Source organism: Gardnerella sp. c12Ub_1 (assembly GCF_055804375.1).
Map to the genome: position 1 here is coordinate 317,011 of NZ_JANUZC010000001.1, position 24,000 is coordinate 341,010.

20 protein-coding genes are annotated in these 24,000 nt (G+C 40.4%); 19 read left to right on the forward strand and 1 reads right to left on the reverse strand.

Annotated features, from left to right (window positions below):
- Nucleotides 1-13: 13 nt before the first annotated feature.
- Genes NYP65_RS01290 through NYP65_RS01300 form a run of 3 tightly spaced genes read left to right on the forward strand, consistent with a single transcriptional unit; the run spans nt 14 to nt 7,428 of the window.
- On the forward strand, nt 14-3,310 hold the full coding sequence (locus tag NYP65_RS01290; protein WP_421782297.1) for a tetratricopeptide repeat protein: 3,297 nt from the start codon (nt 14-16) through the stop codon (nt 3,308-3,310).
- A 55-nt stretch (nt 3,311-3,365) separates the two neighbouring features.
- Nucleotides 3,366-6,284, forward strand: coding sequence for an NAD-dependent DNA ligase LigA (ligA, locus tag NYP65_RS01295; RefSeq protein WP_473410502.1), 2,919 nt, complete (start codon nt 3,366-3,368; stop codon nt 6,282-6,284).
- A gap of 4 nt (nt 6,285-6,288) precedes the next feature.
- Nucleotides 6,289-7,428 (forward strand): Mrp/NBP35 family ATP-binding protein, encoded by a 1,140-nt coding sequence (locus NYP65_RS01300; protein ID WP_116285831.1) that lies wholly within the window; start codon nt 6,289-6,291, stop codon nt 7,426-7,428.
- A gap of 88 nt (nt 7,429-7,516) precedes the next feature.
- Here the strand turns inward: NYP65_RS01300 and NYP65_RS01305 are convergent, their stop codons facing one another.
- On the reverse strand, nt 7,517-8,884 hold the full coding sequence (locus tag NYP65_RS01305; protein WP_018615795.1) for a DUF349 domain-containing protein: 1,368 nt from the start codon (nt 8,882-8,884) through the stop codon (nt 7,517-7,519).
- Nucleotides 8,885-8,980: 96 nt separating this feature from the next.
- Between NYP65_RS01305 and hisS the strand changes: the two genes are divergently transcribed.
- The 16 genes from hisS to NYP65_RS01385 all read left to right on the forward strand — a co-directional run bounded on the left by hisS (nt 8,981) and on the right by NYP65_RS01385 (nt 23,963).
- Nucleotides 8,981-10,381, forward strand: coding sequence for a histidine--tRNA ligase (gene hisS, locus NYP65_RS01310; protein WP_004133130.1), 1,401 nt, complete (start codon nt 8,981-8,983; stop codon nt 10,379-10,381).
- A gap of 136 nt (nt 10,382-10,517) precedes the next feature.
- Nucleotides 10,518-12,314, forward strand: coding sequence for an aspartate--tRNA ligase (aspS, locus tag NYP65_RS01315; protein WP_004130884.1), 1,797 nt, complete (start codon nt 10,518-10,520; stop codon nt 12,312-12,314).
- 203 nt (nt 12,315-12,517) lie between these two features.
- On the forward strand, nt 12,518-13,288 hold the full coding sequence (locus NYP65_RS01320) for an amino acid ABC transporter ATP-binding protein (protein ID WP_004137994.1): 771 nt from the start codon (nt 12,518-12,520) through the stop codon (nt 13,286-13,288).
- 55 nt (nt 13,289-13,343) lie between these two features.
- On the forward strand, nt 13,344-14,216 hold the full coding sequence (locus tag NYP65_RS01325) for a glutamate ABC transporter substrate-binding protein (protein ID WP_004130879.1): 873 nt from the start codon (nt 13,344-13,346) through the stop codon (nt 14,214-14,216).
- A gap of 1 nt (nt 14,217) precedes the next feature.
- Nucleotides 14,218-14,895 carry an ABC transporter permease subunit gene (locus NYP65_RS01330; protein WP_004130876.1) on the forward strand — a complete coding sequence of 226 codons (678 nt, stop codon included), beginning with the start codon at nt 14,218-14,220 and terminating at the stop codon, nt 14,893-14,895.
- Nucleotides 14,896-14,900: 5 nt separating this feature from the next.
- Nucleotides 14,901-16,004, forward strand: coding sequence for an amino acid ABC transporter permease (locus NYP65_RS01335; RefSeq protein ID WP_004130874.1), 1,104 nt, complete (start codon nt 14,901-14,903; stop codon nt 16,002-16,004).
- A gap of 281 nt (nt 16,005-16,285) precedes the next feature.
- Nucleotides 16,286-17,035: a UMP kinase gene (gene pyrH, locus NYP65_RS01340; protein WP_004130872.1), complete on the forward strand. Its 750-nt coding sequence runs from the start codon at nt 16,286-16,288 to the stop codon at nt 17,033-17,035.
- Between the two features lie 153 nt (nt 17,036-17,188).
- Nucleotides 17,189-17,743: a ribosome recycling factor gene (frr, locus tag NYP65_RS01345; protein WP_004130871.1), complete on the forward strand. Its 555-nt coding sequence runs from the start codon at nt 17,189-17,191 to the stop codon at nt 17,741-17,743.
- Nucleotides 17,744-17,747: 4 nt separating this feature from the next.
- Nucleotides 17,748-18,689 (forward strand): phosphatidate cytidylyltransferase, encoded by a 942-nt coding sequence (locus NYP65_RS01350; RefSeq protein WP_248901188.1) that lies wholly within the window; start codon nt 17,748-17,750, stop codon nt 18,687-18,689.
- Between the two features lie 97 nt (nt 18,690-18,786).
- Entirely contained in the window at nt 18,787-19,746 is a 960-nt protein-coding gene (gene lgt / locus NYP65_RS01355; RefSeq protein WP_004130867.1) for a prolipoprotein diacylglyceryl transferase, read from the forward strand.
- Between the two features lie 62 nt (nt 19,747-19,808).
- Nucleotides 19,809-20,474: a ribulose-phosphate 3-epimerase gene (rpe, locus tag NYP65_RS01360; protein WP_004130865.1), complete on the forward strand. Its 666-nt coding sequence runs from the start codon at nt 19,809-19,811 to the stop codon at nt 20,472-20,474.
- Between the two features lie 95 nt (nt 20,475-20,569).
- Nucleotides 20,570-21,172: a CDP-alcohol phosphatidyltransferase family protein gene (locus NYP65_RS01365; RefSeq protein ID WP_004130863.1), complete on the forward strand. Its 603-nt coding sequence runs from the start codon at nt 20,570-20,572 to the stop codon at nt 21,170-21,172.
- A gap of 44 nt (nt 21,173-21,216) precedes the next feature.
- The gene (locus tag NYP65_RS01370) at nt 21,217-22,248 is read left to right on the forward strand and encodes a DUF881 domain-containing protein (RefSeq protein ID WP_004130861.1); all 1,032 of its coding nucleotides are present in this window, start codon (nt 21,217-21,219) and stop codon (nt 22,246-22,248) included.
- Nucleotides 22,249-22,275: 27 nt separating this feature from the next.
- A complete protein-coding gene (locus NYP65_RS01375; RefSeq protein WP_004130859.1) occupies nt 22,276-22,608 on the forward strand; it encodes a small basic family protein in 333 nt (110 codons plus the stop codon).
- A 14-nt stretch (nt 22,609-22,622) separates the two neighbouring features.
- Entirely contained in the window at nt 22,623-23,504 is an 882-nt protein-coding gene (locus tag NYP65_RS01380) for a DUF881 domain-containing protein (protein ID WP_004130857.1), read from the forward strand.
- 18 nt (nt 23,505-23,522) lie between these two features.
- The gene (locus NYP65_RS01385; protein ID WP_004130855.1) at nt 23,523-23,963 is read left to right on the forward strand and encodes an FHA domain-containing protein; all 441 of its coding nucleotides are present in this window, start codon (nt 23,523-23,525) and stop codon (nt 23,961-23,963) included.
- The last annotated feature ends 37 nt before the right edge of the window (nt 23,964-24,000 follow it).

Genomic DNA, 24,000 nt, shown 5'->3' on the forward strand with positions numbered 1-24,000 from the left:
AAGAATGGGGATTATGCAAAACCAAGTGCAATCTAGCAATAACGCTGATTCAATCTGCCATGATGCAAAAAATTGCAATTATGACGCAGATAGAAGCATGCAGATTGCGCTACGTACAATCGATACGCTTTGGGAAAGCAAAAACTCAATTCCTGTTAAGCTATTTTCAAAAAAACATATTTTTAACGATTTTCCTTTTATGCCTAGCTCAACAAAACTGGGCTGGATTAAGATTTATGGCAAAAAACAAGGTATTTCAATTGGATTGTTTAGCAAAGATTGCAAACGTTTTTACCAAGTTGCTGTTGCTGATTTAGAAGGCAGAGTTTACGAAGGGCACACTGTAACAATTGAAGATACAACGGAAAATATACCCGAATTGTCTTTTGTTGAGCAAAACTCTATGACTCTTTCTAACTCACATAGATTCTACGGTTGCATTGATAAAAAAACTACTCGAGAAAGCCATAAAGCGAGCCATAGCGCAAGCCATATCAAAAAAAGTTGTTTTAAGAATAAGTCAAATAATGATTTAGTTGTTATTAAGGGAGATGTTGTTGTTCAGACTTCTAAAGATGACGGAATTCAATGGGTGTCGTCTTGGATTCGCAAAGCAAATACTAAAAAAGAAACTTATACGCTAGAAGAAACGCGTGTAGATTTGCCTAATAATTTGCGTTGCAATCTTAGTTATTTTGACGCAATCGCTATATCCTATTTTGCATCATTCTTTGTGCCAGATATGTTGTTAGCTTTTAGTGGATTTGGGTCTGGAAACATATTTAGGCATCTTACAAAAGAAGCACCTTTGAGCGCTATTAGGAGAAGCGTTTGCGATGCAAACACAGCAGAAAGAGCTGGTTTACGCGTTTCTGCAATGGAGAAATATTTTACGTACTTAATGGCAGACGCTGGAGCATTAGAGGATGCTGGGGCATTAGAGGCTGAACACGCCGCTGAAAGATTGCACTTGCAAAAATCTAAATGTTCAGACGCAAACTTTTTAGTTTGGGATGATTCTTTGGAAGCAAAATCCGCGTTAAAAGCTTTGCGTATAGAAGGAGCAATAAATAGATTCCAGTCTATTAGCAATTGCTTAGAAGAAAACTGCTCTAATGGCGGTGATTTAACAGAAAATAACGCAACTTATAATCAAGTTTGCGCAATGGATATGGCTTTTATAAACGATCCAGCTTTTTGCGCAAGTGGCGAAATTGACATGAATTCTTTTGGCAATCCGTTGCAAGACAACAATATTAGGCCATTATTGCATTTGCTTAATCGTGCAAGAAAATCTAATGATTTGTATATTTATAAAGCTAACGGATCTTCTAATTGTGAATGGTCGTACAGGCAAAGACTTTCTGAACTAATCAGAAGTCTTTATTTGCCTTTTAGGTTCGATGCTGATTTTAGATCTAATTTAGATAGTGGAAATGTTGCATTAGCATTTATGGCAACAGGCAATTCAATGATGCCTGCTTTAACATACGATTCTGCTAAAAAAGATTTTGTTCCAATAAGCGAACAAAATAGATCCAAAATGACAACTAACTACAATCTTCGTATTGGATTAATATTGGCTACTATTGCTTTTGGAGCTAGCGAAGAAGTGCAAAACGTTTCAATACGATTGGATTCAATCGGCTTAGAGGAAATGGTTGCAGCACAAGACGTTGCAATGAATAAAATTTTAAGCCAAACGATTAATGCGATTAATCACATGAATAAAAATGCTTCAAGAGCAAAAGGCGATCCAAAAGATGGAGATATTCATGGAGACGTTAGCAATGGATTTGCTAATTTAGGATCGAACGCAGATAGTAGCTCGGATAGTGCTTCAGATAATTTTGTTGAAAGCGTTGTAGAAAACCTTGAAGATGCAAGCGCAAACAACAGTGATAACAGTAGTAACACTAATCGTAGTGATAATAGCGATAGCAATAATAGCGCAAAAAACGAAGACCCAATAGCAGCTTTTAGCAAATCGCCTTCGATTATACCTTTGCTAACTGTTACTTTTACTAGAAAGTCGTTCTTAAAACACATACGCGCATACGGATTAAATAATCCTCTTGAAACCTATAAAAAGTTTAATGCAACTTTGCAAGTCGACGAAAACGGCGCATTAAGCCAAATTGAGCCAACGTTTGACTTAAGAGACAGCTGCTTTGCGCCGCATGGTGCTCAAGAAGAACCAGAGTTTTCCGACATAATTTTTGACGCAAAGTCGCAAGAATTGTTAGCGACTCAAGATGCAAAAGGCCTTTCAATCCAGCGCGAAGACGTTTTACAACAAGCGGTTGCTGATTTTAATCACATAGCGTCTAAAGCAATTATGACGAATGCAGAAAAAGCTCGTATGGCAATGGGTATTGTTGAAAGCATTAACGATCCAGAGCTAAATAATCAAGCAAACCATGTAATAAGCGCGTTAATAGACGAAAAAGAAATACCAGAAATATCGTTTAGCGCTTCAAAAGATATTTACAATATGCGAGTGCGTGCTCACGAACAATTTATGAGTGGAGACTTAGACAGTGCAATCGAAGAGTATGAAAACAATATAAAGCATTTTGACGATATGTTTGCTTCTGGAGACGTTGTTCCAAGATACTTTAACTCGTATGCTGAGCGCGTTGTTTATAATCGCATGTTTGCAACGCAAAACGAGCAAATGAGGCTTATACCAGACGGACTTTTCTACGCGCATATGGAGATTGCGGATTTACTCGGCCAGCTTGGAAGAAGTAAAGAGGCGCTAAAACATCTAAATACAATGGTTTCTTACGCTCCAACATATGTTATATCTCACTTAAAGCTAGCTTCGCAATTATCTCGTCAAGAAGATTGGCCTTCTGTAGAAGCAGTATGCTTAAACGCTTTACAAGTCTGTTTTGATAGAGAAGACGCTGCGTTTATTTACTACAGGCTAGCATATGCAGAGTGGATGCAAGATAACTTCCCTCTAGCTGTTGCTGCATATATGGTTGCAGATGACTTGTTTAGCGAAAAAAATGAATCTCTAGAAGTAGAGCTTGCAGAACTCTTAAGTAGAGTTGAATCTCAATGCATTTCTGTTCCTAAAAGCTTGCATCAAGCAAAAGAAATGCTAGAAATAAATAATGTTGTGAATTGGCCAGATGTTAATGCGTATGAGATTATTGACGAAGCTGCAAAAGTCACTGTTAATGAGGGTATGTTTGTTATTGCGCGAACTCTTTCTGTTGCTAGATCTAGAATGCTTTTTAGAAACGATTCTTCTGAAAGTATTGTTCAAATGCAATTTTTGCGATCTCTTAACGCTTAATAAATTCTTGTTAAATAAGCTATAAAATAGAATAAACGCTTTGAAGGGAAGACTCATGGCTGCATCTAATGGTGATTCAATGCAACATTCAATCGGTGCTCAATTGTCACTTTTTGATGATCTAGATAGTGTTAATAATGCTGAAAATATGCAAAATAATAATGAGCCAAGCGTTAATGGCAAATTTGCATCAACGATTCAAAGCGCAAAGCAATCACATGATGTAACAAGTGATTTAAGTGAGTCTAACACTTTTAGTTCAATCGCAGATTTTGACAATTGGATTGCTAAGCTAGAGCCATCAGATTCGGGCGCAATGCAATTAGCTAAGCTTGATCCTTCGCTTTTAACAACAGAACAAGGCGCAAGATTATGGGCAAAATTGGCTGCATGGGCGCAAGCAGATCAAATCGCATACTATGTTGACGATTCTCCAACAAGCTCCGACGCAGCTTACGATGCAAGAATGCGATTTTTAAGCGCGCTTGAGTCTACTTTTCCGATTCTAGACACGCCTCAATCGCCAACGCATAGAGTTGGCGGAACTTTTTCTAACGATTTTGCGCCAGTTCGTCATCCTTCAAGAATGATGAGCTTGGATGATGTTTTTTCGATTGATGAATTAAAATCCTGGTATAACAGCATTATTCGAGACTTGCAATGGCCCGAAAATAAGCCGCTGCCAATGACATGCGAAGTAAAAATCGATGGACTTGCGCTAAATCTTATTTATCGAAATGGAACTTTGGAACAAGGGCTAACCCGAGGAGACGGTGTTACTGGAGAAGACATATCGCTAAACGTAAGAACAATCGAAGAAATTCCTACGCAATTGCATGGTGAAAATCCAGACGATATTCCAGAATTTGTGGAAATCCGCGGCGAAGTATTTATGAAGTGGGCGGATTTTAGAAAGCTAAACATTGAGCAAGAAGATTTAGGAAAGCCTGCTTTTGCAAATCCAAGAAATGCGGCTGCAGGATCTTTAAGACAAAAGGATCCTAGAATTACATCTACAAGACGCTTGAGTTTTATAGCACACGGATTAGGAAATCTAAAGTGGAAGGACTTAGCGCAAAGCGGTGGTGAATCTAATGCTCATGCTCAAACATCCTTCAACCAATCGGACGCTTACGAATTGTACAAAAAATGGGGTATTCCTGTTTCTCCATATACGCGCAAGGTTACGTCTTTTGAACAAATAGAAGACATGATTGACTACTATGGCGAGCATAGAAACACTATTATTCATGCTCTAGATGGAATTGTAGTAAAAGTAGACGATCGCGCATTGCAAAAAAAGCTTGGTGCAACTTCTAGAGCGCCGCGTTGGGCAATTGCGTACAAGTATCCGCCAGAAGAAGTTAATACGCGCTTAAAAGATATTGTTGTTCAAGTTGGAAGAACAGGAAGAGTAACTCCAGTAGCTGTTTTAGAGCCAGTAACTGTTGCAGGCTCCACTATATCTCGTACGACTTTGCACAATCCATACGAAGTTGAACATAAAGGTGTACTTATTGGAGATACTGTTGTTGTGCGTAAAGCTGGAGATGTTATTCCAGAATTAGTTGGACCTGTGCTCAAATATAGAAATGGCAGAGAAAATGAATTGAAAAAATTCGTTATGCCAGAGTATTGTCCATCTTGCGGAACAAAACTTGCTCCTACAAAAGAAGGCGACAAAGATATTCGCTGCCCTAATGTAGAAAATTGCCCAGCTCAGCTTACTGAGCGCATAATCAACTTGGCTTCAAGACAAGCTTTTGATATTGAAAATCTTGGCGAAGCATCCGCTCTTGCTCTAACTAACCCAGAAGATTCTAGGCCAATAACGTCAAAAGTTTATATTGAAGATAAAAGCATAAGCAAAATAGTTGTTGAGCGTGGATCTTCTAATCCGCCGATTCTACCAGAGTCGAATTGCGATCTTCCTGCTCCTCAAGCTCCTGTTCTTACTAGCGAAGCCGATATTTTTAACCTTAGTGCTAACGATTTAAGAAATGTTAAAGTTTGGAAGGAAATTCCGCTTGTTGAAGAATGGGAAGAAGTAGGAAAAGACGGAAAACTCAAAAAACGATCTAAAAAGATTGGCGGAAGTGGATTATGGAGGCAAGTCTCAGCTTTTTGGACTAGGCCTCTAGAAGCTACTAGAAGAAAGTCGAATGATGATTCTAAAGATTCTAACGACTCTAGTAATTCTAACGACTTTAGTAGTGATGAGTCTAACGAATCTTTTAACCCAAACTACCCAATGTTTGAAGTTCCTGTAGATGCTTACGTAACAAAGCTAGTTGAAAAGAAAATTCGCGTAAATAATGTTCTTAAAACAGTTGAAGCGCCAGAATATACTCGTCCTAGCGAAACAACAAGAGCAATGCTAGAAGAAATAGCTCAAAAAGGTAAGTCTGCGCCTCTTTGGCGTGTGCTAGTGGCACTTTCTATTCGCAGGCTTGGTCCGCCAACAGCTCGCCTTATAGCTGCAAGATTTGGCTCAATCGAGAATATTGCAAATGCGACTATTGAGGATTTAACTCAAATTGATGGCGTTGGCCCAGAAATTGCTCTAGCTGTTTACGATTGGTTTGAAAAATCAAAAGATTCTAACGATTGGCGGAGCGAAGTTTTAAGAAAATGGAAAGAAGCTGGAGTTGTTGGAAACGATTCTGCACAATCCAATAATCTTGAGCAAACGCTTAGTGGCAAAACTGTTGTTGTTACAGGGTCTTTAGAAGATTTCACACGAGATTCTGCTAAAGAAGCTATTGTATCTAGAGGCGGAAAAGCTGCATCTTCTGTTAGTAAAAAAACGTATTGTGTGATTGTTGGAGCAAATGCTGGATCTAAAGAAGCTAAAGCAGAAGAACTTGGCATACCAATGTTGAACGAGAATCAATTTAAGATTTTACTTAAAACAGGTAGTGTTGAATCTGCACTAAAAAGCGATATTACACTTTATTCGCAAAGTGAATTGTAAAAACATGAGTGATAATCTTGTTGAATTAGAAACGCGTATTTACGACTTATTAGGTAGTGTGATTGATCCAGAATTAGGGCGTTCTGTTACCGAATTAAACATGGTTACGGGCGTTCGCGTAAGCGAAAAATCATGCGAAAAATCATGCGAATCAAATAATCATAATCCAACTTATAGCGTTTCTATAGATATTGAGCTTACTGTTCCAGACTGCCCATTAGCTCAAGTTATTACGCAAAGAGTTCAATCAGTTGTAGCAAAGTACCCAAATGCAACGCTTATTCCAACAGTAAACGTAAGCGCTATGAGCAAAGATAAGCTTGCAAAGCTTGTTTCGGATTTAAAAGAGGAGCGTAAAGAAAATCCCTTCAATAAAAATGGCGTTAGAACAAGGATTTTTGCTATTGCATCTGGAAAAGGCGGAGTTGGAAAGTCTTCTATAACGGCTAATTTGGCTGCCACTTTTGCATCTCTTGGCTACAAAACAGCAGCAATAGATGCAGATGTTTATGGTTTTTCATTGCCACGCATGTTTGGAGTTACAACTCAACCGACTAATCTGAACGGCATGCTTATGCCAGTTGAAGCTTGGGGAGTTAAGCTGATTTCTATTGGAATGTTTGCTGGAACAGATCGCGCGATTTTGTGGCGAGGACCTCGTTTGCAACGTTCTCTTGAGCAATTTCTATGCGATGTTTGGTGGGCAGATCCAGACGTGCTTCTTTTAGATTTGGCTCCTGGAACAGGAGATATGGCTTTAGCTGTTGCACAATCATTGCCGAATGTGGAGCTTGTTGTTGTTACAACACCTCAACCTAGCGCTTCGGATGTTGCTGTTAGAGCGGGGCTTATGGCTTTGCAAATTCCAGTTAATGTGCGCGGTGTTGTAGAAAATATGAGTTGGTTCGATAATAATGGAGCACGCTTAGAAATCTTTGGTTCGGGAGGCGGAAAGCGCGTGAGCGATCAGCTTTGCAAAGCTCTTGGTAAGAGTGTTCCTCTTCTTGCTCAAATTCCGTTAGACACAAGTATTAGAGAAATTGGAGAATCGGGCAGACCTGCTGTTCTTACAAAAGATGGCAAACTAGCAAACACTCAATTAGCGAATACATTTGTTAGTCTTGCAAAATCATTAATCGATTAATCGATAAAAAATGAGGCCACTTGACTTTTCGTCAAGCAGCCTTATTTTTGCAATATGCTTTGATTAATGCTTTGCTTTATAAGCCAAACTACTTAATAGCGTTAAGCCACTGTTCTTTAGTTGCTTTTTCTGCTTGTAGCTTAGCTTTACGCTTTGCATCTTTTTCGCTTGCAATCTTAGACTCAAGCTCTTCGAGTTGAGCCTTTAATTGAGCAGCAAAACTAGATTTGCGAGCATCTGCTTCTGGGTCTGCATCCTTCCAAGCAGCGTCTTCAACAGCCTTAATCTTCTTGTCTACATCGTTCAAGCGAGATTCAATTCTGCGCATATCTTCGCGTGGAACAAAGCCAATCTTGTCCCATTCTTCTTGAATCTCAGACAATGCTTTGCGAGCATCTTTAGCGGCTTCTTCGTCTTTAACAGGAACAAGAGCTTCTGCTTTAACTAGTAATGCTTCCTTCTTGCTAAGATTTTCTTTTTCGCCAGCACTCATCTTTTCTCTATCTTCTTGACGAGCATGGTAGAAAGCATCTGCAGCTTCGCGGAACTTAGTCCACAATTCGTCGTCGTGTTGACGACCAGCATTTCCAGCCTTCTTCCAGCGATCCATCAAAGCATTAAACTTCATTGAAGTTTCACGCCATTGAGTAGAATCCTTTAGGCTTTCTGCTTCTTTTATGATTGCTTCTTTAATCTCTTTAGCACTATTGCGCTCATTGTCTCGCTCTTTAACCCAAGCAGAGCGAGCTTGAGAGAACGCAGAGCGAGCCTTGGAAAAACGCTGCCAAAGAGCATCCGCATCCGCCTTGTTTAAGTGAATCGTAGTGCGCTGATGCTGCTGCCACTTATCGAACAGCGAACGAAGCTTATCGGAAAGCGAGCGCCAATTTGTAGACTCGCCCATTTGTGCAATAAGCGCTTCTGCCTGTTCAACAATGGCTGTGCGATCTTTAAGAGCCTTCTCTAGCTCCTCTTTGCGAGCTTTAGCGAGTTCATCTTTTTTAGATGCAGCTTTAGTTTTTAGCTCGGCGTGTCGCGCGCTTAAAGCGGCAAGATCTCCAACAACAGATGGCTCCTTAAGCTCCGCATCTAAAGTAGCTAAGGTCTCGTCAATTTCCTTTGGCCTTACGTTAGAAGATTCAAGTCTTTTTTCAAAAAGATTAAGCTTGATTTTTAAGTCAAGATAACGGTGTACGTAGAAAGTCAAAGCGTCTTCTGGAGTGCCAGTAGAGTATTGCCCTACTTCGCGTTCTCCACCAGCTTCTCGAACATACACATTTCCATTTTCATCAACGCGCCCAAAGGTTTTTGCGGTTTTAACGTCTTCTTCGCTATAAGAAATAGCAGGAACGGCAGCAACAACGCGAGCTTTATTTGCTAAGCTTGCAGGCGAAGGAGCATGCGGCTTTGGGGTAGCTTGTTTAGTAGTTTCTATAGGTTTAGTCTGTTCGGTCACGGGACGACTCCTTAGAGCATATGCACGGTAATAGTGTTACGAATAAGTATGACGGTAAGCCATGATTTTTCCGTAACATAACCTATTATAGTGGACATGGTACAAGGCTCATCAATATCTGGTTTTCCCGAGTGGCTTCCAAGTGAGCGCGCTGTTGAGCAGCGTGTTATGGACACATTGCGGGAAGTCTTTGAATTAAATGGTTTTATAGGCATTGAAACTCGTGCTGTTGAGCAGGGTTCAAGCTTGTTGAAAAAAGGCGAAACTAGTAAAGAAATATATCTTTTATCTAGATTGCAAGAAGTGGGGCACGAAAGCGACACACCAGTTGAAAATCGCATTGGATTGCACTTTGATTTAACAGTTCCTCTTAGTAGGTATGTTGTTGAACACACTGGCGATTTAGCATTCCCATTTAAGCGTTGGCAAATGCAAAAAGTTTGGCGTGGAGAGCGTCCACAAGAAGGACGTTTCCGCGAGTTTGTTCAAGCAGATATTGACGTTGTAGGGAATGGCGACTTGCCATCTCACTACGAAGTGGAGCTTCCGCTTGTTATGGTCGAAGCTTTGGAGCGTTTGCGCAAGTTTGGATTGCCAAAAGCCACTGTTCACGCGAATAATCGCAAGCTTTCCGAAGGTTTTTATAGAGGAATTGGCTTAAGCGATATTGAAGGTGTTCTTCGAGAAATCGATAAGCTAGATAAGATTGGCGCAAAAGAAGTTGCAAATCTTCTTGTAAAAGAATGCGCAGCTACGGATTCTCAAGCTGCAGCATGCTTAGAGCTGGCAGAGCTTAGCGCAAATAGTGGCGAAGAGTTAAAGACTAAATTCAACGATTTATGCGATAAACACAATATTTCTAGGGATTCTAGCAATGAATCTTACGCTTTAGCGATTGAAGGCGTAGAAACGCTTGCGATGATTGTAGACGATGCATCAAAAATTCGTCCAGGATCTGTTGTTGCAGATTTGAAGATTGCACGCGGCTTGGATTATTACACTGGCTCAGTTTACGAGACGTTCCTAGAAGGCGCTGAATCCCTAGGGTCAATCTGCTCTGGCGGAAGATACGACAATCTTGTTTCTCAAGGAAACAAAAAGTATCCAGGCGTAGGTCTTTCTATAGGACTTTCGCGCTTGCTTTCTTACATGCTTCACACAGCTGGAGCTACAGTTTCACGCGTTTCTCCTGCTGCAGTAATGGTTGCAGTTTGGAATGAGGAAGATAGGCCAGCTTGTAATCAGATTGCTCAAAAGCTTCGCTCTAGAGGAATTGCAACAGACGTATCTCCAAGTGCTGCAAAGCTTGGTAAACAAATCAAGTATGCAGATAAGTTGGGTATTCCATACGTTTGGTTCCCAGCAGATAGCACAGATTCTGAATCTAGTCATGATGAAGTAAAAAACATTATTACAGGAGAGCAAGTTTGCGCAGACGTTACGTCTTGGCAGCCAGATGATGCATATGCACATCAAACTGTTTCTTGCGCTCAATAATTGCGATTTGCTTTTTAAGATTTGCGATTTGCGATTTGCTTTTTAAGATTTTAATATTTGAAAGCGCGATTCATGCGGTAAACTATTAAAGTCAAAACAAAAATTAACAAAATTATTAAAACAAGGAAGTGGACTTATGAGCCAGACGGCGTATCGCACACACCATGCCGTTGAAGTGACTGAGACATTAGTTGGACAAAACGTAACCATTGCTGGTTGGGTTGATCGCCGCCGCGACCACGGTGGCGTTGCCTTTGTAGACGTTCGAGACAACACTGGCTTAGTACAAGTTGTTATTTACGATGAAGAAACTGCGCGACCATTGCGAAGCGAGTTTGTTGTGCAAGTTACTGGCGAAGTTCGCTTGCGTCCAGATGGCAATGAAAATGACCATTTAGCAACAGGAAAAATCGAAATCGTTGCAAATAAAGTAACGATTCTCGCTAAGTCCGATGCGTTACCATTCCAAGTTTCTACCGCTTTGGAAAACGAGTCCGAAAACAAGCTTCCTAGCGAAGACGTACGTTTGAAGTACCGCTATCTTGATTTGCGCCGCCCATCAATGCAACGCAATTTGAAGCTTCGCTCTAATATGGCTAAAGCTGCTCGCCACGCTTTGGAAGATATGGACTTTACAGAGGTAGAAACACCAACGTTTATTAAGTCCACCCCAGAAGGCGCTCGCGACTTTGTTGTTCCAGCGCGCTTGGTTCCAGGCTCTTGGTACGCTCTTCCACAGTCTCCTCAGCTCTTAAAGCAGTTGCTTATGGTTTCTGGTGTTGAACGCTACTATCAGCTTGCTCGCTGCTACCGCGATGAAGACTTCCGCGCAGATCGTCAGCCTGAGTTCACTCAGCTCGATATGGAAATGAGCTTTGCAAGCCAAGAAGATGTTATGGCTATGGCAGAGCGCGTTATCGCTGCTATTTGGAAGGAAGCAGGCCACGAAATCACTCTTCCTTTGCCTCGAATTACTTGGCAAGAAGCAATGGATAAGTACGGTTCCGATAAGCCAGATTTGCGTTTTGGAAACCCACTTATTGAGTTGACTGACTTCTTTAAGAACACTCCATTCCGTGTGTTCCAAGCTCCTTATGTTGGCGCTGTGCTCTTTAAGGGCGGTGCAGATACACCTCGTCGTCAGTTTGACGCATGGCAGGATTGGGCTAAGCAGCGCGGAGCTAAGGGCTTGGCTTATGTAGTCTTTGGTGAAGATGGCGAGCTTAAAGGTCCTGTTGCTAAGAATCTTAGCGAAGAAGAGCGTGCAGGACTTAAGGAAGCTGTTGGTGCGCAAGATGGCGATGCTGTGTTCTTTGCAGCAGGCAGCCGCGAATCTTCTCAGCTTTTGCTCGGTGCTGTCCGCGTAGAGCTTGCTAGCCGCGCAGGATTACTTCACCCAGACGAGTTTGCTTTTACTTGGGTTGTTGACTTCCCACTGTTTAAGCGCACGGATGATCCAGACGATGACGATGTTGCAGTCGGCCACTCCAAGTGGACTTCTATGCATCATCCATTTACAATGCCATCTGCTGATTGGATTGACAAGTTCGATAAAGACCCAGAGCATGCAATGAGCGATTCTTACGACATTGTTTGCAACGGTAACGAGATGGGCGGCGGTTCCGTTCGTATTCACCGCGACGATATTCAAGATCGCGTTCTTAACGTTCTTGGAATCGATAAAGCGGAAGCAGACGAAAAGTTTGGCTTCTTGCTTGAAGCGTTTAAGTATGGTGCTCCACCTCACGCTGGTATTGCTTTGGGCTGGGATCGTACTGCTGCAATTCTTGCAGGAGCAAGTTCGATTCGCGACGTAATCGCATTCCCTAAGGCTGGCGGCGGCCGTGATCCTCTAACTGGTGCTCCTGCTCCAATCTCTGCCGAACAGCGTGCAGAAACTGGCGTTGACTACGATCCAGAAGAAGACGAATAGTCGCAAGCGTTAAACAAGAATTAATATTCGCATATGCCGTTAAGTCGTTTGGTTAACTAAACCAAAAATCAAGGCTTAACGGCATTTTTTTAAGTAAAATTAACATTTTTGTATCATTTTTAATGTTTTTCGTAACTTTATAGGTGGTTAAAAGTAACTATTACGATAAACGCATGTAACACAAGAACATTAGAATCCTTTTTATGGATACTAAATTAAACAACACAAAAAAAGTAGCACAGCCATTGGTGGAACTTAGCCATGTTGAAAAACATTATGGCAAGCTTCACGTTTTGAAAGATATTAACTTAACGGTTAATAAAGGCGAAGTGCTTGTTATTATTGGACCTTCTGGTTCTGGCAAGTCAACAATGTGCAGGACGATTAATCGTCTTGAAACAATCGACTCTGGAGATATTCGCATTGATGGTAAGCCTCTTCCTCAAGAAGGAAAAGAACTTGCCGCATTGCGTGCAGAAGTAGGAATGGTGTTCCAGTCCTTTAATCTTTTTGCAAACAAGACGATTCTAGAAAACGTTACGCTTGCTCCTATTAAGGTTCGCCATATGGAACAGCAAGAAGCAGAAAGTTTAGCAATGGATCTTCTTGCTAGAGTTGGCGTAGATAATCAAGCAAACAAGATGCCTTCTCAGCTTTCTGGCGGTCAGCAGCAGCGAGTGGCAATTGCTCGCGCGCTTGCAATGCACCCAAAGGTTATGCTTTTTGATGAGCCTACATCTGCACTTGATCCAGAAATGGTTAACGAAGTTCTTGATGTTATGGTTGAGCTTGCAAAAGAAGGAATGACCATGATTTGCGTTACTCACGAGATGGGCTTTGCGCGTAAAGCCGCAGACAAAATCGTGTTTATGGCAGATGGCAGAATTCTTGAGCAAAATACGCCAGAAGAGTTCTTTGAGAATCCAAAGACAGACAGAGCAAAAGACTTCCTTTCAAAGATTTTGACTCATTAATTTGATTCTTAATTGAAATCATTAATATCGATTTTTAAGTCTTTAAGAGGTAGTTATGAAATATTTACACAATATTGCTCTTAAGTGTAAGCGCTGCAAACTGGGATTAAGGCATACATATCGCGCAATTTTATCTATGATTTGCGTATTGTGCTGCGTTTTCCCGCTTAGCGCTTGCAGTAGCGATAATCGCAGTAACGTAATACGCATTGGTATTAAGTTTGATCAGCCTGGTCTTGGTTTCAAAAAGTCTGGAACCTACGTTGGCTTTGATGTAGACGTTGCAAAGTATGTTGCCAAAAAGTTGGGTTACTCCGAAGATAGGATTGTTTGGAAGGAATCGCCTTCAAAACAGCGCGAAGCAATGCTTCAAAATGGTGATGTGGATATGATTGTTGCAACATATTCCATAACAGATGCCAGAAAAAACACTGTTTCTTTTGCAGGACCATATTTTATTGCTGGTCAAGATTTATTGGTTCGCAAAGACGAGCATAAAGTAAGTGGCCCAGACGATTTAGATGGAAAGCGTTTATGCTCGGTAACTGGTTCTACGTCTGCAATAGTTATTAAAGAGAAGTACTCTTCAAAAGTTCAACTTATGCAACAGCCTGGTTATGCGGAGTGTGCAACAGCATTATTCTCTGGAATCGTAGACGCTGTTACAACAGACGATATTATTCTTGCTGGCCTTGCTACAGCATCGCGCGGCAGACTAAAGCTTGTTAGTAAGCCATTTACTGAAGAACACTACGGAATTGGCATTAAAAAAGGAAACACTAAGCTAGCTAAGCGCATTAATGCTGCTCTTAAAGACATGATTAAAAATGGTTCATGGAAAAGAGCTTTAGACGATAACATGCGCGGAACTGGTTTTAAGCCAAACGCAAAGTATAATCCGCCAGTACCAAATGAGGGGGAGGAGTAAAATGCAAGACTTTGTGCAATTATTTACCTCGTACAATATTCCAGGAGCATTCTTGGTAAATATTGAAATCACATTATGGAGCGTGCTTTTTTCCACGATTCTTGGTGTGATTTTAGTTATGATGAGGATTTGTCCAATTCATTCGCTTCGCATTATTGCAAGCGCATATGTTGAGTTCTTTAAGAATATGCCTCTAACTATAATCATGGTTTTTATGGTTCTTGGCGTGTACGCACAGCTAAAGCTCGGTTTTTCCACTGTTTTTAGCGTAAACTTCTTCTGGCTTGCAATTGCTGGCTTGAGTTTCTACACTGCAGCATTTGTTTGCGAATCTTTAAGATCTGGCTTAAATACAGTACCTTTGGGTCAGGCAGAAGCATGTAGAGCGCTTGGGCTTAACTTCTTCCAATCGGCTTTTAATGTGATTTTGCCTCAAACATTTTGCGGATCTGTAGCACCTCTTGGAAACACTTTTATTGCGTTGCTTAAAAATTCCACTGTTGCTGCTGCTGCATCTGTTGCAACTGAAACATCTACTCTTATGAGCGAGATGATTGAGAGGCATGCAGATTTGATTGTTCCAATCTTTTTGATTTTTGCGTGCGGATACATTGTGTTGATTATTCCAATTGGTATTCTTACAACTTATTTGTCTAATAAGCTTGCGGTTAGAAGGTGATAAAAATGGCAAAAGAACAAGAAAAATCTCTGTTATTTGATGCGCCTGGGCCTAAGGCTCTAAAGAAGATTCGCATTGCAAATATTGTTGCGTGCGTTGTGTTTGCGCTTATTGTTATTGCTTTGCTTTTAAGACTTAGCAATCCTCCAGAAGGCGAAAATCAGCTTTCGTGGGCATTGTGGAATCCAGCTGTAGAATCGGAAGCTTGGAGCGATTTTTATCTTCCAGGATTGTGGATGACTCTTAAAGCTTCGCTTCTTGCTGTTGCAGGATCAATAGTTTTTGGACTCTTGTTTGGTCTTTTAAGACTATTGCCTAGCTTGATTCTTCGTAGCATTTCTGCAGTTGTTGTTGAGTTTTGCCGAGCAGTACCAGTTCTTTTGCTTATGATCTTCCTTTGGCGAGGATTTGCATTTGCTGGAATAAGTGGAGCGTCTTATTGGGCTGTTGTTTTGTCTTTGATTTTGTACAACGGTTCTGTTGTTGCAGAGTTAGTTCGATCTGGCGTTGGAAATCTTCCTAACGGTCAGCGCGAAGCATCTTTAGCTCTTGGACTTTCGCAATATCAATCTTTAACACAAATCGAAATGCCGCAAGCAATAATCGCAATGCTTCCTGCAGCTGTAACTCAGCTTGTTGTTGTGTTAAAAGATACTGCATTGGGTTCCATAATTATGTACACTGATTTGCTCCAAGAATCTAGACGACTTGGATCAATGTACTTTAACATTTTGCAAACTTTGACTGTTGCTGCAGTTGTATACTTCTTGATTTGCTGGGCGCTTTCTTGGTTTGCTGAATGGCTTCCAGCAAAGCTTAGTAGCAGAACTGCAGCTCCAACAGAGCCAGAACCTGTTGCACCAATCGCAATTATGGATCCTTCTAACGTGAATCAGATTGCTGTTGCTAAGGAAGTTAAAGAGCTGCCACATGGTGGAACTCCTAGAAAGTACCACGTGCATCACCGCGGTACAAACGCTTCTATTCACCATTGGCGTCGTACTCGTTACTTGCAAGGCTACGATGAGCATCATCTAGAAACAGGTGACGAGAATCTAGATGATAGTCAAAATACTAACCAAGATAAAAATAATAAAAAGCATGATTAATCTTAATTTTTAGATTAATTCATGTATTGATAGCGCAATGGGTTTGATTCCGCCTGTTGCGCTATTTTTATTCGTTTGTTTTATTCGTTTGAACAAAACTCTATTTAGTATTTACTAAAACACGACTAAAACATGCTTAAAACGTTACAAAACATGCTTAAAATAAAAATCGATAAAAATCGACACAATCATGTTAAAAATCGTGTTGTGATGTGTCGTCATTGAAAGATATCATAGCAAAGATATGCTTGCGTTCGCCGTTATGACTGGAGGAAAGTTTTATGACTATCGCACAAGCGGGGGAAAGCAAGTCTCGTAGAGTTTTGTTAAAGCTCTCGGGAGAAGCATTTGGCGGTGGCGCCGTTGGTATAGATACTCATGTTATTCGTAGAATTGCTGGCGAGATTGTAAAAGCAGTGCATGAAGGCGTGCAAGTTGCAATCGTTGTTGGCGGCGGAAACTTCTTCCGCGGTGCAGAGCTTCAACAAGCTGGCATCGATCGTAGTCGTGGCGATTATATGGGTATGCTTGGAACTGTTATGAATTGCTTGGCTTTGCAAGATTTTCTTGAGCAAGCAGGTCAGGCGACTCGCGTTCAAACTGCTATAACAATGGGTCAAGTTGCTGAGCCTTATATTCCACTTAAAGCGATTCGACACTTAGAAAAAGGCCGAGTTGTAATTTTTGGGGCAGGCGCTGGAATGCCTTATTTTTCAACCGATACCGTTTCTATTCAGCGTTCTTTAGAGATTCATTGCGATGAAGTTTTAATGGGCAAGAATGGCGTTGACGGAGTTTATAGTGCAGATCCCCGCAAAGATCCTAATGCTAAGAAATTCCTCACTCTTAATTACCATCGCGCGCTTGTTGATGGTCTTGCAGTTATGGACGCTTCTGCGCTTTCTATGGCTAGAGACAACAGCCAAAAGATTCGCGTATTTGGTCTAGAAGGAGAAGGAAACGTTACTCGCGCATTAGTCGGAGATCAAATCGGAACTTTGGTTTCTAACGATGAGCCTACATTTGCTTAATAGATGAAATATTAGTGAATAATCATCAATAAATAATCATCAATAAATAGAACATGCAAATTAGGCAATAACTTAATAACCTAAAATTTAACAAACCTAAAATTTATAAATAAAATTTTAATTGGCACAACTAATACCAATAAAGGAGAACACATGCCAGCTATTGTTGATCAGGCTCTTGAACAAATGAACAAGTCCGTTGAAGCTACAAAAGAAAACTTTATGGGCATTAGGACTGGTCGAGCTAATCCTGCTCTTCTTAATGGAATTATGGTTGACTATTATGGCGCGCCAACTCCTATTAAGGCTGTAGCTTCTATTGGCGTTCCAGAGCCAAGAACTCTTTCTGTTACTCCTTTTGATGCATCGCAAGCAAATGCTGTTGAAAAAGCTATTCGCGATTCAGATTTGGGTGTTAGCCCTAACAGAGATGGCAATGTTATTCGCGTTACAATGCCAGAGCTTACTGAAGATAGACGTAAGGAATACGTAAAGCTTGCTAAGACCAAGGCAGAAGAAGGCAAGGTTGCTGTTAGAAATATTCGTCGCAAGACTAAAGAAAGCATTGATAAGTCTGTTAAAGATGGCGAAATTGGCGAAGATGAAGGCGATCGTTTGCAAAAAGAACTAGATAAAGTAACTAAGCAAGTTACTGATTCCTTAGACGCTTTGCTAGAAGGCAAGCAGAAGGAAATCATGGAGGTTTGATTCTTTGGATTCAAATGCTACGAACGATGCTTATGAAGCTTTAACAGATATAAACAAGCGAACTGGCAGGAACATGCCACAAGCTATTGCAACTGCAGTGCTGCTGATTGCTGTAATTGTGGCATGTCTTCTTGTAAGCATAGATGCTTTTGTTGTTCTTCTAACTGTTTTTATGCTTCTTGCATTGTGGGAATTGCACGTTGACTTTGCTACAGCAGGATTTAGGATTCCTTTTGCAATTCTGTCTATTTGCTCGGTTATTACGATTTTTTCAACCTTCTACGCAAAGTGGCATGCAGTTGCAATGGCAAGTGGAATAACAGCCTCGCTTATTTTAACTGTTATTTTTGCAACTCTAAATAGCACTGTATCTAAAAGAACTATGCGTGCTGTAGAAAAGAAACTACAGCATGCAACTTCTAAAAGCCCAAAAGCTAGTACTTTTACTAATACAGCTGTTTCGTTGTTTGTAGTGTTGTATATTCCTCTTCTTGCTTCTTGCATTATTTTATCTATAGCTGATTCTAAACAAGCTGTAGCGCACGCAATGCTACTCATATTTTTACCTGCTTTAAGCGATACGGGTGGTCTTTTTGCTGGAGCATGGTTAGGTAAACATAAGCTTTCTCCACGAATATCTCCAAAAAAGTCTGTTGAAGGACTTATAGGATCTATGCTTCTTGCACTAATCGGAGCTTACGCGATTGTTGCTGGATTCTATGGAATATCTTGGATTAAATTCTGGTGGATGCCTGCTGTTATGGGCATTTTGTCTGGAATTGTTGGAACTTTTGGTGATTTGTGTGCATCTATGCTTAAACGAGATATTGGCATTAAAGACATGGGTCATTTGCTTAAAGGTCATGGCGGTGTTCTAGATAGAGTGGACTCAATCTTGCTGTGCGCGCCGGTTTTAATGGCATTAATCAAAGCTGTTGGATTCTAATATTAGTTTTTACCAATTAGAATTTACCAATTAAACGTTTTAACAAAAGTCCTTATGTTTTGTTGAAAGTAAAAGAAAATAAAGGAAAGTAAAGAATATGACAATTTGCGCTATTCCTAGTCCAAGTATTTCTCAAATTACATTCGGACCTATTACATTAAGATTTTATGCGCTTTCGATTCTTGCTGGAGCACTAGTTGCAATTTGGATTGCTAATCGCAGATGGAAGCGAGAAGGCGGAGATTTTAACCAAATTTTAGATATAGCTCTTGTAAGCCTTCCTATGGGAATTGTTGGCGCGCGTCTATATCACGTTATTACAACTCCAGAGAAGTTTTTTGGCGCAAATGGCGATTTTCTAGAAATTTTTAGGATTTGGAATGGTGGACTTGGAATCTGGGGCGGAGTAATACTTGGCTCTTTGGCTGCTAGTGCATTTTGCGTGTACAGAAAATATCCTATAAGTCTACTGGCTGATTGTGCAGCTCCTGCATTGCTTGTAGCTCAAGGAATAGGGCGTTTAGGCAATTGGTTTAATCAAGAACTTTATGGCGCTCCTACAACACTTCCATGGGGATTAAAACTTAATTATTCGGCATCAAATGCAATTGGTCACGCTGAAAGATGCTACGACGGTCTTACATGCCCAGAAGGCACACTTTTCCATCCAACGTTCTTGTACGAGATGCTTTGGAATTTTGCAGGCGCTGCTTTGCTTATATGCTTTAGCAAAGCACTTAAAAGCAAGCTTAAGTCTGGTTCCGAGTTTGTTCTTTACGTAATGTGGTATACAGCTGGAAGAATGTGGATTGAAGCTTTACGCATTGATTTTTCACACACTTTCCTTGGAGTAAGAATTAACGTTTGGGTGTCGATTGCAATTTTTATTGCTTCGATTATTGTTTTTGTTATTTTGCAAAATAGTAAAAAATCGCGAGCAAATCTTGTGAACCGTTTGATTGACATTACAGCATACGAGCGTGAGCGCGAACTTCAATCCAAAACAAAAATGGTTTACAAAAACGAAGCGAAAGAGGAATCTAAGTTAAATAGTTAGATTTAGTTAGTTTGAGTTAGATTTTGTTTTTCTAGTCGCTTGCTTTTCTTAGAATGGAACACATGAATATACAAATAGCACCTAGCATTCTTTCTGCAGATTTTTGCAATCTTGAAAGAGATCTTATAGCAATTTCCAATGCTGATCTTGTTCATGTTGATGTTATGGATCATCATTTTGTACCGAATTTGACTTTGGGGGAGCCGATTGTAAAGCGCATTTGCGAAGTTACTAATCTTCCTGTAGATGTTCATTTGATGATTGAAGACCCAGACCGTTGGGCACCAGAATACGCTAAGCTCGGAGCTGATTCTGTTAGCTTCCACATGGGTGCAACTCACGCTCCTGTGCGTCTTGCGCGTCAGCTTAGAGATATGGGTTGCAAAGCTTGCTTTGCAGTTCGACCGGCCGAGCCAGTTGAGCCTATTTTCGATATTTTAGACGAGTTCGACATGGTTCTTATTATGACTGTTGAGCCTGGTTTTGGTGGCCAAAAGTTCTTGAGTAATCAAATGAACAAGGTTCGCCGTTTACGCGATGAGATTACGCGCCGCGGATTAAGCACGCATATTCAGGTTGATGGCGGTGTTAGCCCATCTACTGCTGCAACTGTTGCACAAGCTGGAGCAGATGTTCTTGTTGCTGGCTCTGCAGTTTACGGAGCAAGTAGCCCAGCTCAAGCAATTGATTCTATTCGTAATATTGCTCAAGAAGCTTGGCGCGCATAGAAATATTGGGGCATAAAAGTGCCCCAATATTTTATTATTCGCAATAGTACTAGTATTGAAAATTTTATTTTTAGCAAGTTTTAAGGAAATTAGGTATGGTCAAATTCGTTTATAGTCAGGAATATAGTCCTGAAGCGCTTAATCGAGTTCTTACTGTGCCTAATGTTATTAGCTTTTTAAGAATATGCTCAATACCTTATCTTGCTGTTTTAATTGCGCAACACAAAATGTGGCCTGCTTTAATTGTTCTTGCAATAGCTGCACTTTCTGATTGTATTGACGGTTATATTGCAAGAACTTTTAATCAAGTTAGCAAATTAGGACAGATTCTAGACCCCATTGCAGATAGGCTTCTTATAGTTTGCAGCACATTAGCTTTAGTATTTGCAAAGATTATACCTTGGTGGGCATTAGCTTTAGTTGTTTTGCGAGACGCAATAATGGCAATTTTAATTGTGATTCTTGCACAATACGACTATGGCCCTTTGCCTGTTAATTTTATGGGCAAAACTGGAACAGCATTGCTAATGGTAACTATTGTTCTATTTATGATTGTTTTCGCTATTGCAGCAGAGCCAATGCTTATTCTATATGCTGCTGCAATAGCGTGCGCAATTTGGGGAATCACACTTTATTGGTTTGCAGGAATACTATATTGTATACAAGCTTATAAGCTACTAATAAAAAAGGCTAAATAATCCTTACGATTTTTTAAAAACGAGTTAATAGCAACGGATAAATCATGGTGGAAAAGACTTCTAAGCTAAATCAAAGTGGGGATTATGCCTCTAGTGGCACAATCCCAGAGTCTTTTCCTGCTCCAACTGTTGTTTTGTTTTCTAAACGCAGAGCAGTATTTTCTAAATCCGTGTTTGGTTTAGGCGCTCATCATGTTACAAATTCATCTTATACTTTTTCATCGCATCGAGATAGGCATCGTAGGCTTGAAGATTATTCTCTTAGACTAATAGATGATTTAAGCAACAGGCCAGTTGATCCGCTTTTTATGGATTCTAGACTAAATAAGCAAAATGTTAGCAAGATTAGTCTTTGGATTACAAGAATAATTGTTTTTGTAATTTGCATTGCTGTTGGTACTGTTGGTAGTCAATTCGTACGTAAACTACACGCTGATTCGCGTAAAGCTATACGCGTATCTTTAGCGAACGAGCTTACGACTCACGCAAGCAGATTCGACAATCTTGTTAAAGAAGTTGCAAAGCTTCGCGCTAGTGTAGATAAAGAGTCTAAAAGAATTAACACTCCGTACGAAAATCAAGTTGATAAATCCGACAACATGACTAATGGCACTCACGCTGTATATGGCCCTGGTGTTGTTTTGACTATTGCAAATCCTATTTCTGCAAGTAACGATGTTTCTAATGGTTCTATTCCTAGAGAAATGTCTAAAGGCGCTAGAATCAAGGTTGTTAGCGATCGAGATATTCAAATCTTTGTTTCTATTCTTTGGGATGCTGGAGCAGAAGCAATATCAGTTAACGGATACAGGATTGGTTCTCAAACATCGATTCGTACTGCAGGATCCACGATTCTTGTTGGAGTTAATCAAACTCAAAGCCCGTATACAATTGAGGCAATAGGAGACAGCTCAAGCCTTATTGAAAAGTTAAATTCTCAAAAGCATTCTGAATGGTTTACATCTCTTACAAATGCTGGCATTAATCCACAAGTCTCAGCTACTAATAACTTAAAGTTATCGGCAGCTGGAACGGGAGAAGTAAATTTTGCAAAAGAGTTGACGAGTAGAAGATAGAAAAATAGGAAAGATAGGAAATAGGTTATGACAGCTATTCTTGGATTGATTTTAGGAGCACTTATTGGTATTGTTGTGCATCCAGATATTCCAGTGGTTATTCAACCGTATTTGCCAATCATGGTGCTTGCTGCACTAGATGCTCTTCTTGGCGCTGCTAGAGCTTATTTTGAGCGCAGCTTTTCCGACAAAGTGTTTGTTATTTCGTTCTTCTCAAATGTTATTGCTGCAACGCTTTTAGTTTTGCTTGGCAACCAGCTTGGAGTTGGTGCACAATTGCAAACGGCTGTTATTGTTGTTTTAGGAATACGAATCTTCTCTAACGTTTCTGCAATTCGTCGTTTTATATTTAGGGGATAGATTCAGGGGATAATATGAAACATCCACTTGCGAATACTTCAAAAAACAGCGTAAAAAACAATGAATTAAGCGATAATAATATTGATAAAAATATAGACAATATTGTTAAACGGCTTCATCGCCAGCATGCTAAAGATAGAGAAAGCGACCGCACTCAAACAGGTTCCTTCCCGAAAGTTACGCGCAAAAATAAGCCATCTTTGCAAGGTCATGTTACAAGAACGCGCATTCTAACAGGCTTGCTTGTTATGCTTCTTTGCGCTCTTCTTAGCTTTGCATATATGATTCAAGTAAATCGAAGTGCTCTTGTGTACCAAACTATGAGCGAAGACGAGCTTACACGATTGATCACGGAAACTAATTCTCAAATACAAAATCTTGAACAACGAAAGTTTGAATTAACAAGTCAGCTTAATTCTCTAAAAGCATCTGTGAATAAGCAAGAAGAAGCTGCTAGAATTGCTAAGCAAAATTCGCAAACAAGCGGCTTGATTTCTGGTAGACTTCCAGCAATTGGAAAAGGTGTTATTATTCATATTACAGCTGGAGAAAAAGAGCGCGTAGATGCTGCAACTATGTTTCAGCTTATAGAAGAGCTTCGCAATGCTGGTGTGGAAGTTATGTCTATTAACGACATTCGTATTGTGACTTCTAGCTATATTTCCGACGCTAAGCATGGATTGCTGTGTGATGGAATCGAGATAAATCCTCCTTACATAGTTAAGGCGATTGGCGATGCGCAAAATTTGCAAAACGCCGTAAATATTGCAGGGGGAGTTGGATCTAGATTAAAAGTTAAATTTGGCGCTTCCGTATACGTTTCAACGCCTGAAGAGGTTGAGATTCGTTCAACACGCGAACCAAAACAATATCAATATGCAAAACCGGTCGAATAAGAAGGTAAAATAGCAATTATGACTGAACCTATTCCTACAGCTGGCGAAACAACCATTATTGGCATGCCAGCAATAACTATTCCTGTAAATTCTAGTGCAGACCGCCCTCTAAAGCAGGATGATTTAGACACAATAGCAAAACTACTGCCAGGCACCGCTTTGCTTATTTCTACACGTGGGGCAGTTTCTGGGTCTCGTTATTTGCTAGACGAAGATGTTGTATCGGTTGGGCGTGATTCCAGAGCAGATATTATGCTTGACGATTCTACTGTTTCTAGAGCGCATGCTGTTTTTAGAAGGAATGGGAACGTTTTTAGCATTGCAGATGCGGGCAGCTTAAACGGAACATATGTTAATCGTAATCGAGTTGATGAAGCAGTTCTTAATAATGGCGATGAGATTATGATTGGCAAATATCGCTTAATGTTCTTTACGCAAAGTGCTGTTAGTAAACGATAGCGATCAACACAATAAACACAATAAACACAATAAACAA

Coding starts and splice junctions, on each gene's coding strand:
- lgt (WP_004130867.1), top strand. CDS start 18,787: ATGACAATTTGCGCTATTCCTAGTCCAAGTATTTCTCAAATTACATTC.
- NYP65_RS01320 (WP_004137994.1), top strand. CDS start 12,518: ATGGATACTAAATTAAACAACACAAAAAAAGTAGCACAGCCATTGGTG.
- hisS (WP_004133130.1), top strand. CDS start 8,981: ATGGTACAAGGCTCATCAATATCTGGTTTTCCCGAGTGGCTTCCAAGT.
- NYP65_RS01370 (WP_004130861.1), top strand. CDS start 21,217: ATGGTGGAAAAGACTTCTAAGCTAAATCAAAGTGGGGATTATGCCTCT.
- NYP65_RS01380 (WP_004130857.1), top strand. CDS start 22,623: ATGAAACATCCACTTGCGAATACTTCAAAAAACAGCGTAAAAAACAAT.
- pyrH (WP_004130872.1), top strand. CDS start 16,286: ATGACTATCGCACAAGCGGGGGAAAGCAAGTCTCGTAGAGTTTTGTTA.
- NYP65_RS01375 (WP_004130859.1), top strand. CDS start 22,276: ATGACAGCTATTCTTGGATTGATTTTAGGAGCACTTATTGGTATTGTT.
- frr (WP_004130871.1), top strand. CDS start 17,189: ATGCCAGCTATTGTTGATCAGGCTCTTGAACAAATGAACAAGTCCGTT.
- rpe (WP_004130865.1), top strand. CDS start 19,809: ATGAATATACAAATAGCACCTAGCATTCTTTCTGCAGATTTTTGCAAT.
- aspS (WP_004130884.1), top strand. CDS start 10,518: ATGAGCCAGACGGCGTATCGCACACACCATGCCGTTGAAGTGACTGAG.
- NYP65_RS01385 (WP_004130855.1), top strand. CDS start 23,523: ATGACTGAACCTATTCCTACAGCTGGCGAAACAACCATTATTGGCATG.
- NYP65_RS01290 (WP_421782297.1), top strand. CDS start 14: ATGCAAAACCAAGTGCAATCTAGCAATAACGCTGATTCAATCTGCCAT.
- NYP65_RS01330 (WP_004130876.1), top strand. CDS start 14,218: ATGCAAGACTTTGTGCAATTATTTACCTCGTACAATATTCCAGGAGCA.
- NYP65_RS01300 (WP_116285831.1), top strand. CDS start 6,289: ATGAGTGATAATCTTGTTGAATTAGAAACGCGTATTTACGACTTATTA.
- ligA (WP_473410502.1), top strand. CDS start 3,366: ATGGCTGCATCTAATGGTGATTCAATGCAACATTCAATCGGTGCTCAA.
- NYP65_RS01365 (WP_004130863.1), top strand. CDS start 20,570: ATGGTCAAATTCGTTTATAGTCAGGAATATAGTCCTGAAGCGCTTAAT.
- NYP65_RS01335 (WP_004130874.1), top strand. CDS start 14,901: ATGGCAAAAGAACAAGAAAAATCTCTGTTATTTGATGCGCCTGGGCCT.
- NYP65_RS01325 (WP_004130879.1), top strand. CDS start 13,344: ATGAAATATTTACACAATATTGCTCTTAAGTGTAAGCGCTGCAAACTG.